Origin of the sequence: Kitasatospora sp. NPDC047058 (assembly GCF_040643935.1) — a bacterium.
GTDB lineage: Bacteria > Actinomycetota > Actinomycetes > Streptomycetales > Streptomycetaceae > Kitasatospora.
The window spans coordinates 23,015-32,999 of record NZ_JBEYVJ010000060.1; the positions used below are offsets into that span (position 1 = coordinate 23,015).

General features: G+C 69.5%; 11 protein-coding genes. All 11 read left to right on the plus strand.

Annotation, left to right across the window (positions count from 1 at the left end):
- Nucleotides 1-48: 48 nt before the first annotated feature.
- The 11 genes from ABZ885_RS12570 to ABZ885_RS12620 all read left to right on the plus strand — a co-directional run bounded on the left by ABZ885_RS12570 (nt 49) and on the right by ABZ885_RS12620 (nt 9,945).
- Nucleotides 49-330 carry a hypothetical protein gene (locus tag ABZ885_RS12570; protein WP_360186928.1) on the plus strand — a complete coding sequence of 94 codons (282 nt, stop codon included), beginning with the start codon at nt 49-51 and terminating at the stop codon, nt 328-330.
- The gene (locus ABZ885_RS12575; protein ID WP_360186930.1) at nt 327-737 is read left to right on the plus strand and encodes a DUF6221 family protein; all 411 of its coding nucleotides are present in this window, start codon (nt 327-329) and stop codon (nt 735-737) included. The genes ABZ885_RS12570 and ABZ885_RS12575 overlap by 4 nt, the downstream gene beginning before the upstream one ends.
- 281 nt (nt 738-1,018) lie before the next feature.
- Entirely contained in the window at nt 1,019-1,465 is a 447-nt protein-coding gene (locus tag ABZ885_RS12580; protein WP_360186932.1) for a hypothetical protein, read from the plus strand.
- Nucleotides 1,466-1,483: 18 nt separating this feature from the next.
- Nucleotides 1,484-2,929, plus strand: coding sequence for a hypothetical protein (locus ABZ885_RS12585; protein ID WP_360186934.1), 1,446 nt, complete (start codon nt 1,484-1,486; stop codon nt 2,927-2,929).
- Between the two features lie 238 nt (nt 2,930-3,167).
- Nucleotides 3,168-3,635 carry a hypothetical protein gene (locus ABZ885_RS12590; RefSeq protein ID WP_360186936.1) on the plus strand — a complete coding sequence of 156 codons (468 nt, stop codon included), beginning with the start codon at nt 3,168-3,170 and terminating at the stop codon, nt 3,633-3,635.
- Nucleotides 3,635-3,898, plus strand: a complete 264-nt coding sequence (locus ABZ885_RS12595; RefSeq protein WP_360186937.1) for a hypothetical protein — start codon at nt 3,635-3,637, stop codon at nt 3,896-3,898. Before ABZ885_RS12590 ends, ABZ885_RS12595 begins: the two co-directional genes overlap by 1 nt.
- 3 nt (nt 3,899-3,901) lie before the next feature.
- Nucleotides 3,902-5,464 carry a hypothetical protein gene (locus ABZ885_RS12600; RefSeq protein WP_360186939.1) on the plus strand — a complete coding sequence of 521 codons (1,563 nt, stop codon included), beginning with the start codon at nt 3,902-3,904 and terminating at the stop codon, nt 5,462-5,464.
- Nucleotides 5,465-5,523: 59 nt separating this feature from the next.
- Nucleotides 5,524-7,119 carry a phage portal protein gene (locus ABZ885_RS12605; RefSeq protein ID WP_360186941.1) on the plus strand — a complete coding sequence of 532 codons (1,596 nt, stop codon included), beginning with the start codon at nt 5,524-5,526 and terminating at the stop codon, nt 7,117-7,119.
- Entirely contained in the window at nt 7,112-8,104 is a 993-nt protein-coding gene (locus tag ABZ885_RS12610) for a hypothetical protein (protein ID WP_360186943.1), read from the plus strand. The genes ABZ885_RS12605 and ABZ885_RS12610 overlap by 8 nt, the downstream gene beginning before the upstream one ends.
- Before the next feature lie 83 nt (nt 8,105-8,187).
- Nucleotides 8,188-8,907, plus strand: a complete 720-nt coding sequence (locus ABZ885_RS12615) for a phage scaffolding protein (protein WP_360186945.1) — start codon at nt 8,188-8,190, stop codon at nt 8,905-8,907.
- 129 nt (nt 8,908-9,036) lie between these two features.
- Entirely contained in the window at nt 9,037-9,945 is a 909-nt protein-coding gene (locus ABZ885_RS12620; protein ID WP_360186947.1) for a phage major capsid protein, read from the plus strand.
- Nucleotides 9,946-9,985: the final 40 nt, after the last annotated feature.

The window sequence follows — 9,985 nt, forward strand, 5'->3', positions numbered from 1 at the left end:
CCGCTCCGTTCGGATGACGGGGCGGGCCTTCCCGCGAGAGGATGAAGCATGAGCGACCCCGATTTCCAGTCCCACCTCGTTGTCCTACAGGTCGTCGCTGAGATCAACGGTCGTCAAGTCATGGCTAAGGCGGCCGTTGAGCGCGAAGCCTGGTCCGACGTGCACTGCCAGGAAGCCTTCAGGGCCGATCTGTTGCGCACTCTCGGCGAGGCAATCGTGAAGGAGCTCAACCCCGAGATCACCGTCGACATGCCCAAGCCCAGCCTGCGCGAGGCACTTGCTGAGGAGCTTCGCCCCTTCGACTGCCCGTACGAGGAGATGGGCCTATGACTGCTGACCTGGTGGCGTTCCTCCGTGCCCGCCTCGACGAGGACGAACGCATCGCACGTCGCACCCGCCAACCTGGCTACCAGTGGCGGAACTTTGACATGGACGGGGAGCTACGTGACAGCGACAACGCCGGGACCGTCGCCTACATTCCGCACGCCAACGACCGAACCCACATCGCCCGCCATGACCCGGCGCGGGTGCTGGCCGAGGTCGACGCCAAGCGGCACATCATCGACCTGTACGAGGCCGCGCACGAACGGCATCTGAACAAGGCAGAACGCCTGAGCCCATCGGCGATGCGCCGCAGAGCAGGCCGCAGGGAAGCACTCGACGACACTCTCTGCCTGCTGGCGCTGCCGTACGCCGGCCACCCCGACTACCGGCCCGAATGGGCACCCACACAGTAGAATCAGGTCAAACCACGCGACTGGCGTGGGACGCCCAGCTGATCACCGGGCGTTGCCCGACCGGCAGGACCCCCGACAGTGCAGCGGTCGCGAACGTCGCACCTGACGGACCTGGACCGCGAAGTTGGAAGGGCAAGGGCTCCCCTTCCCCGACTTCAGCCCCGCCCTCCCCGGGCGGGGCTTCGTTGTTTCCACGCCCGGCCCCGGCCCGTGCTCCGATAGACCCGCACCACCCCGGGCCCCTCCACCCGACCGCAGACCACGCCGCTCTGGAGGAACCCGTGGCCAACATCGCTTTCAACATCGCGCTCGGCAAGGTCGCCTACTACGCCGGGCTCCCCGCCGCGAACGACGCGCTCATCGCCGTCCCCATCGAGACGTCGGGCATCGTCTCCGACGCCGTCATGCGCGACTACGACGACCTCGCCACCCTCCTCGCCGGCGCCAGCAACGAACAGACGACCATGGGCCGCAAGACCCTCGCCTCCGTCACCACGACCGTCGACGACACCAATGACCGCGTCGCCGTCGACTCCGCGGACATCACCTGGACCGCCGCCACCGGCAACGCCGTCTCCGCACTCGTCATCTGCTACGACCCGGACACCACCACCAGCACCGACAGCACGCGCATCCCCCTCGTCAAACTCGACTTCCCCCTCACCCCCGACGGCAGCGATGTCACCGCCACCGTCACCGACTTCTTCCGGGCCAGCTCCGCCGCCTAACCCCGGGGAGCCACCCCAATGCCCGGAATCAGCACACTCGCCGACGACTTCAACGACAACACCGTCAACACCACCCTGTGGCCCAACAACTACGGCACCTACCAAGAAGCCGGCGGGCGCGCCCGCGTCGCCTGCGACACCGGCTTCAACGCCTACAAGTCCGCGACCAGCTACAGCCTCACCGGCTCCAGCTTCTACCTGCACGTCTACGCCCCGGCAGCAGCCGGCGCAGCGACCTCCACCTGCACCGCGTTCATCACGACTACGACCGCGGGCACCGACGCTGGCTTCCTCATCGACACGGCCGGCAACGCCATGGGCTGCTACCTCAGGGCTGGCTTCGCCGACGCCGGCGCCGTGTTCCTCACCTACTCGGCCACCGACCACGCGTGGCTACGCCTACGCGAATCGGCTGGCACCCTCTACTGGGACACCTCGCCAGACGGCACCAACTGGACCAACCGGCGCACCGCCACCACCCCGGCCTGGGCGGCGAACACCGACCTCGCCCTGTACATGGACAGCCACCGCGACGCGGGCACCAACAACTGGGCCGAGTACGACAACCTCAACACCCCGCCCGTGCAGACCATCGCGCTCGGCACCGTAACCGAGACCGGCACTGCCCAGGCCATCACTGTCCGCAAGACCATTGGCCTGGGCCGGGCAGCCGAGACCAGCACGGCAATCGCGCCCGGCCGCCGCAAGGTCCGGGCGGCAGGAACAGCAGCGGGCACCGAACAAGCCGTGGCCGTGACAGTCCTGCGCCGGATCCCGCTCACACCCGCCGCCGAGACCAGCACCGCGCCAGCCGTCGGCAGAGCGAAGACCGTCCCCCTCTCACCGGCAGCGAGCACCGAGACCGTGCTGGCCGCCACTGCGGTCAAGACCATCAACCTCGGCCGGGCCCTGGTCATCGAGACCGCCGTCCCGCCGACCCCGCTGCGCACGATCCCGCTCAACCCCGCAACAGAAGTCGGGACAGTGCCCGCCCTCGGCCGGACCAAGACCCGCCGAGTGGGCACCACCCAGGAGACCGACACAGCGATCCCTGCCCTGCTGCCCGGCTCACAGATCACCCACCGGCTGCGCCTCACCGGGACGCCGGCCACCACCTGGCACACCCACGGCACCACCACCGCCTGGGCCTGCATCGGAAGGACCACCCCCGTGGATGCGCTGAGCACCGAGTACTACGAAGTCGGCATCACCTGGGACCGCGGCACACCGACCAGCTTCCCGGTCGACATGGCGATCGTCGCGGTCGGCCACGAGCCCGGCAGCAGTGACTGGCACCCCGCTGTGTGGGACACCGCGAGCAGCGGCACCGGCACGGTCGCCAAGATCCTCGTCGGCCCGGACGGCGTCGTCACCCCGTTGCCCGGCCGGTACCGGGCATGGGTCCGAGTGACCGCCCCGCCTGAGCTGCCAGTGCTGGACACCGCCCCCTTCGACATCAGCTAGGAGCTGCTGTGGCACGACACGCTGGCCACACCGGGTTCAAGAGCAAAGCCCAGTGGAGGCTCTTCTTCGCGAACCCGAAACTCCGCCGGTACGCCCACCAGAAGGCCCACGCCACCGCGGGCGGCCCCGTCGTCCGGTACCGCCGTCTGCCGGCCCGCAAAGGCATCCGCAGGCGCTGACCGTTCGCAACCTGCTCTCCGCCCCGGGCGATCATCCCCACACCACCCGAGGAGGAGCCATGCCCGGAGCACTCAACCGCTACGAACGCGTGCAGGTCGCCGACCGCCGCGCCCGCATGATCCAGGCCCGCATCGACGGCCGGTCCTTCGAAGACATCGCCGCCGACCCGAGCTTCGGGTACAGCTCCGCCTCGCACGCGTGCAAGGACTTCACGCGTGCGAGGCGAGCCGCCAAGGAAGCCGAGCAGGAGATGGCCGACCTGTGGGTCGACCAGCACATCGACCGCCTGGAGTACTACCTCAGCCGTCTCGCTCCCCGTATCGACCGGGGTGAGCCCCGGGCGATCGAGGTCGCCGTGATGGTGTGCAAGGAGATCGCCAAGGTCCGGGGCCTGTACGCCCCGATCCGCGCCGAGGTCACGGTCGAGCAGGCGCCGTCCGAGGTGGATCTGGAGCTCCGCGAGATGATCGCCGAGGCCAACGCCAGGAACGCCGCCGAAGAGGCGCAGCTGCGGGGCGGGGCCTGATGGCCGCGACCTGCTACGCCTTCGACTCCCTCGTCCCTTCCTGGCTGGCCGAGGACCCCGGCTACGTTGCGGCGCTCGGCGAACACCTCGTCGCCCGCGTCGAGCTGCAGGGCTGGGAGGTCGTCGCCGGCCCGGCCGTGACCACCGTTGACGACTGCGAGGCCAAGATCCCCGTCGGGACCCTGCTGCTGCGCGCCGAGGTCATGGTCGAGGAGTACGACATCGACATGGCCGACGACATGTTCGGCGCCGCCGGGGAGTAGCGCGTGACGGACCTCGCCGCCGGCGTCGTCGACTCGTACCTCGCCGGGCTGACCGGCGAGGACTTCGACCTGCACCGGTACCTGGCGCGCACGGTCGCGGACGTGCGGATGCTGGAGGACCCGGCCGGGCGGCGGGCACTCACACGGCTGGACCCGCTGCTGTTCGGGATCGTGTACCTGCGCGAACACCTGCGTGACTCCGAAGGCCGGGTGACGTTCGGCGACGCCCACCTGGACTGGTGCCGGGCGGCCCGCCGGTGGATCCGCAAGCCGGTGATGCCAGCGGAGCAGCGGGACGCATACGTGGCTCCCCGTGAGACCGGGAAGTCGACGTGGTGGTTTCTGGTCCTGCCGATGTGGGCGGCCGCGCACGGCTGGGTGAAGTTCACGGCCGCGTTCTCCGCGTCGGCGGCCCAGGCCGAGGCGCATCTCTCCACGTTCAAGCAGGAGATCGACAACAACGAGCGGCTGCGTGCCGACTACCCCGAGCTGTGCAACCCTGCCAAGCGCCCGAACGGCGGGAACGTCGCCGATACGCAGCGCATGTTCATCGCCGAGAACGGGTTCGCGTTCGCCGCCCGCGGCATGGACTCATCCAGCCTCGGTCTCAAGGTCCGCAACCACCGCCCGGACCTGCTGCTCCTCGACGACGTCGAACCCGACGAGTCCAGCTACAGCCCCGACCAGGCCCGCAAGCGGCTCACCACCCTGCGGGACGCGATCCTGCCGCTCAACGTCTACGCCCGCGTCGTCCTCGTCGGCACCGTCACCATGCCCGGCAGCATCGTCCACCAGCTCGTCAAGCACGGCCAAGGCATCGAGACCGCCGAGTGGATCGCCGACGAGGGCTTCGCGACGCACCACAACCTGCCGATCATCCGGCGCGACGACGGCACCGAACGGTCCATGTGGCCGACGAAGTGGCCGCTCTCCTACCTGAAGAAGATCGAACACACCCGGTCGTTCGCCAAGAACTATGCCAACAACCCCATGGGCGCGGACGGCGACTACTGGTGCGCCGACGACTTCCGCTACCCCGGCACCGACGGACCCGACCCGGTCACTCACATGATGTTGTCGATCGACCCGGCCGTGACGGCGAAGGCGACCAGCGACTACACCGGCCTCGCCGTCGTCTCCTGGTCCGCGCAGACCCGCCGCTGCACCGTCCACGCAGCGATCCAGGTCCGCATCCCGCCCGGCGCGAAGCTCCGTGAACGCGTGCTGGCCCTGCTGGACGAGTACCCGGAGATCGGGCTGATCCTGCTGGAGGTCAACCAGGGCCACGGCACATGGCAGTCGATCTTCCATCACATGCCGGTGAAGGTGAAGACCGTCAGCCAGAGCGAGCACAAGACAGTCCGCGCCGCCCGCGCCCTCAACCACTACCAGCGCGGACGGGTCCTCCACGGCCGGGCACTGCGCGAGTTGGAAGAGCAGATGGTCGCCTTCCCCAAGGCGCCGCACGACGACCTCGTCGACGCCGTCGGATCCGCAGTCACCCGCTTCCTCGACCAGACGAAGCGGTCCGCGCCGACCGCAACCCGTCACATCTATACCAAATAGATGCGTTCGCACCCGGACTCCAGCCTCGACCTACCGTGATCGCGACCTGAGGAGGCGTGGTGACCGCGAGCGACGACCTGTGGACGGGCCTGGAGGCGCTACGTGAGGCTCGGCCCGCGTACGTTGAGGCCGCCGCCTACTACGACGACCTGGTACCTGAGGTGTTCTCGTCCGCCAGGATCCGTCGCGCCATCTCCCGCACCGGCGTCGACTTCAAGCTGGGATTCATCGCCACCGTCGTCGATGCCGTAGCCGACCGACTGCAGCTCGCATCCGTCTCCAGCCCCGATGCAACCCAGGCCGCGCTACTCGACACCATCTGGCTCAACAACATCATGGACCTTGAAGCCGGCGAGATCAGTCGTACGGCGTCCCGCTTCGGCGACGCATACATGATCGTCCTTCCGGTCCACGAGGGAGATAGCGACACGGTCTCCGGCGTCGACATGTTCTGCAACGACCCCTTGACCGTAAGGCTGATCTACGACGCCGAGAACCCCCGGCTCAAGGCCTTCGCTATCAAGCGCTGGTGCGAACAGATCGGCAATGCCCAGAAGCCGCAAATCATCCACCGCGCCGAGCTCTACTACAGCGATCGAATCGAGCGCTGGACCACCAAGGCCGACAGTCCCGGCAACAGCCCCCGGGACTGGGATCCCTGGCTGCCCGCCCCGATAGAGACAGCAGATGGCATGGTCGTCGATCCCGAAGACACTGCCTGGAGCATCAGTCACGACTACGGCGAGATCCCGGTCTTCCACTACCGCAACGACCGCCCCTACGGCCGGCCGGAGCACGAACGCGGCTACGGGGCTCAGAATGCCATCACCAAGCTGGTGGCCACGCACCTGGCCACCGTTGACTACCAGGGGTTCCCCCAACGGTTCGGGTTGACTGATGCCGCCACCACGGACACCGGCGACCTCGATCCGGCTGACTTCGAGGACGACATGTTCCCGCCGGACCCAACTGCAGGGCCCAGCGACAGCGGCGATGACTCGTCTCTCAAGAGTGGCCCCGGCGAGATGATGCTGCTGCGCGGATTCAAACAGGTCGGCCAGTTCGACGCCGCCCAGCCCGACGTGTTCTACGACCCCGCAATGTTCCACGTCCGCGCCATGGCGCAACTCACCGTCACCCCGCTACATCTCTTCGACACCAGTGGTGACCAGCCGTCCGGCCAGTCGATCCGCGCGCAAGACGCACCGTTCACTCGAAAGGTCGACGCGAGGCAGAGCGCCTACGGCGCGACCCACCGCGACGCGTTCGGATTCGCTCTCCACCTGCTGGGAGTTGAGGACCCGCAGGTCGACGTTCAGTGGAAGCCTGCCGAGACCATCGACGACCAGGACGTGTGGCAGACGGCCAGGCTGAAGTCGGAGCGGGGAGTACCGAACAGGCAGCTGCTACTCGAAGGGAACTACAGCGAGGACCAGGTGTCCGACTGGCTGGAGTCACCCACTGATGATGCCGCGGAACTCAGCCGACGCCTCGCCGACCTGGCCACCCTCGCCGACACCGTCCAGAAGCTGGGCGCGGCTGTCACCCTCGGGGCGATCGACCAGGCGCAGGTACAGGACCTGATCGGCCCCGTCGTCGACGCCATGACCGGCCGCCCCACCGTCGCACCTGACCCGGACCCGGCCGGTGATTAGCCTCTCCGACCTCGCCGACCTGATCCAGGACGTCCACATCGCCACCGCGCGGAACCTGGAACAGGAGACGATCCGCACCGCCACCGGCCGCGCGGAGGACCTCCTCGCCGACGCCGTCGCCGGCGCAACAGCCGCCTGGATCCGCGATTTCGGGTCCGTCCACGCCCCCGGCCACGGGCCCGAGCTGGACCGGATCATCGACGTCGCCCAGGAGCAGATCCACGAGGCGCTCCTCGACCTCGTGCCCCGCGCCCGCCGGGCCGCCTACGAGGCGCTCCCCGAAGCAACGCGGCTCGGCATCGAGCAGACCCGGCAGACCCTGGAGGAACTCGGCCAGCGCGCGGCCGGCTACGCGGACACGACAGTCAAATACCTCCGCCAGGCCGAGGAGATCAGCGGCGACGTCGCCCGCTACCTCGAAATCGCCGACCGCATCCTCAGCATCCGCCCGACCGCCTTCCCCCGGGTCCTCGCCGCTGTCCAGACCGCGCGGACCGCCGTCACGCGCGTGCAGACCGGACTGGGCTGGCTGCTGAACCTCTCCGTCAACTCCGGCGCCGCCATGGCCGCCGACGCCCTCGGCGTCGGCCTGCTGTGGGTCGCCGAACCCGATGCGTGCGTCCGCTGCGCCGCCTACTCCGGCCGCACCACCCAACACGGCCAGAGCTTCCCGGGCGGACTGTCCTACGACCCGAAGCAGCGCACCGCCGACGCGAAGGCGATCGAGCACCCACCCCTGCACCCGCACTGCCGCTGCCGGGTCATCCCCTGGTCCGAGAGCTGGCCGCTCGGCACCCGGTTCCCCAGGCTGCTGCGCCGCCAGGCCGACCGGTCGGTCGCGCGGGGCCTGTCCCTGCCGTCCGAGGCCGGCCCGGCACGGGTCCGTGCGGCCCGTGACCTTCTCAACTCCGGGCGGCCGCTGCCCCCGCGCGTTGCCGCCCGCGCCCGTGATGCCGTCGCCGCCGGGCGGTTCGGCCGCCGGTGATCGCAGACCGCCACCGCACCGGAGCTACGGTCACGCCCAGTACACGACACCCCCGTGATGGGAGACACCCTGTGGACGCTCCGGTGATCGGACCCTCCAGCGCCAGCATCAGCCTGCCCCCGTGGACCCTGCTCGGCTTCCGGGCCGACGGCCGCCCGATCTACAACGTGGCCGGCGGCTCCGAGGACGACGACGGCACGGACATCGAAGTCGGCGACGACACCAGCGACGACGAGCCGGCGGACGAGGACGACGAGCCCAGCGACGGTGACGGCACCGATGCCGACGACAAGCCGAAGCCCAAGCCGCCTGCCCCGAAGGCCGACCCGGTACTGGAGAAGCTGCAGGCCGAGCACGCGCGCACCGTCGCCGCGCTGAAGAAGGCCAACGACGAGGCCAAGCGGAGCCGCCTGGCGCTGAAGGAGCTGGAGGCCAAGGGCCGCGCGAACGAGGGCGACCACGAGCGCGCGATCCGCGAGGCCACCGAGGCGGTGGAGAACCAGTGGAAGCCGCGCATCATCAACCAGGCCGCGCGCGCCGCCCTTGCCGAGGCCGGTGTCGCCGGCGGTCCCGCCCGCGTCCTGAAGCTCCTCGACACCGACGCCCTGACCGTCGACGACGACGGCGACGTCATCGGCCTCGACTCCGAGATCGACCGGCTGCGCACCGACTACCCGGAGCTGTTCGCCCGCCCCGAGCCCGCCAAGCCGAAGGCCCGCCCGACCGCCGCCCCGAAGCCGCCGGCACCGGACAAGCCCAAGTCGAGCTGGGAGCAGCACGCCGCGCGTTTGCGAGGCAACTAGCCGATCCGCCTAGCGTGATCACGTGCCCGGCCGGTGATCGGCCTGGTGCGTGAACGTCCGCCCGAGGCGCCCGTGATGGGGCCCGAGCCACCCCGATAGCTCAGCCCCATCACAGCCCAGGAGGGCACCGTGGCACGCAACACCCTTGAGGCATGGATCCCCGAGGAGTGGGACTCCAAGGTCATCCAGCGGATCAACCAGGTCTCCGCGGTCGAGTCGCTGTCGTCCCGCACCCCCATGGCCACCGACACCCGGCACGTCCCCCGCTCCGCCGGCATGGGCGTCGACGTCGTCGACAAGGGCGGCACGTACGGCGAGGACGCGTCGCTCAACGACGAAGTGGCCCTCAGCGTCAAGAAGTTCGGCAAGGCCGTGCGCCTCGCCGAGGAGGACATCGACGACTCCGTCGCCAACGTCATCGCCACGAAGATGACCGACTGGGGCACCAGCTACGCGAAGATCCTCGACAACTCGTGCCTCGCCGTCACCGCGGCCCCGGGCACCGGCGTGCCGTTCACGTCGCTGTACTACCTGCTGTCCCAGACGGACGCCACCCTCGGCTACACGGCGAACAGCAACATCACCGTCGCCGCGACTGCCGGCAACGCGACCTACCTGGAGTACTCGACCGCGCTCGGCAGCGTCGAGTCCGGCGACTACTTCGACCCGTCCACCACGGTCGCGATCGCCCACCCGTCGTTCCGCAAGTACCTGCGCGGCGTCACCGACACCACCGGCGAGCCGATCTTCGTCCAGGGCCTGGCCGGCACCCCCGACACCATCTTCGGCGTGCAGATCCACTGGTCGCTCGGCGCCCGCACCTCCGCCACCGCCACGAGCGCGCCGACCGGCCGCCCGATCATGGCGTTCCTGCGTACCGACATGATGCTCCTCGGCGTCCGCTCCGGCCCCGAGTCCGTCCTCATCGACGGCCGCGACGGCCTCAGCGCGCTCACCGACGAGTCCATCCTCAAGATGCGCTCGCGCCGCGGATGGGCCTACGGCCACCCGGCGGCCGGCTCGATCCTCGTCGGCTGACACCCCTGACGCCCGCACCCCCCCCCCCCCCGCCCCCCCC

What these genes read in the sequence shown, in the direction of transcription:
- ABZ885_RS12570 (WP_360186928.1), top strand. Translation starts at nt 49, where the DNA reads ATGAGCGACCCCGATTTCCAGTCCCACCTCGTTGTCCTACAGGTCGTC.
- ABZ885_RS12575 (WP_360186930.1), top strand. Translation starts at nt 327, where the DNA reads ATGACTGCTGACCTGGTGGCGTTCCTCCGTGCCCGCCTCGACGAGGAC.
- ABZ885_RS12585 (WP_360186934.1), top strand. Translation starts at nt 1,484, where the DNA reads ATGCCCGGAATCAGCACACTCGCCGACGACTTCAACGACAACACCGTC.
- ABZ885_RS12590 (WP_360186936.1), top strand. Translation starts at nt 3,168, where the DNA reads ATGCCCGGAGCACTCAACCGCTACGAACGCGTGCAGGTCGCCGACCGC.
- ABZ885_RS12595 (WP_360186937.1), top strand. Translation starts at nt 3,635, where the DNA reads ATGGCCGCGACCTGCTACGCCTTCGACTCCCTCGTCCCTTCCTGGCTG.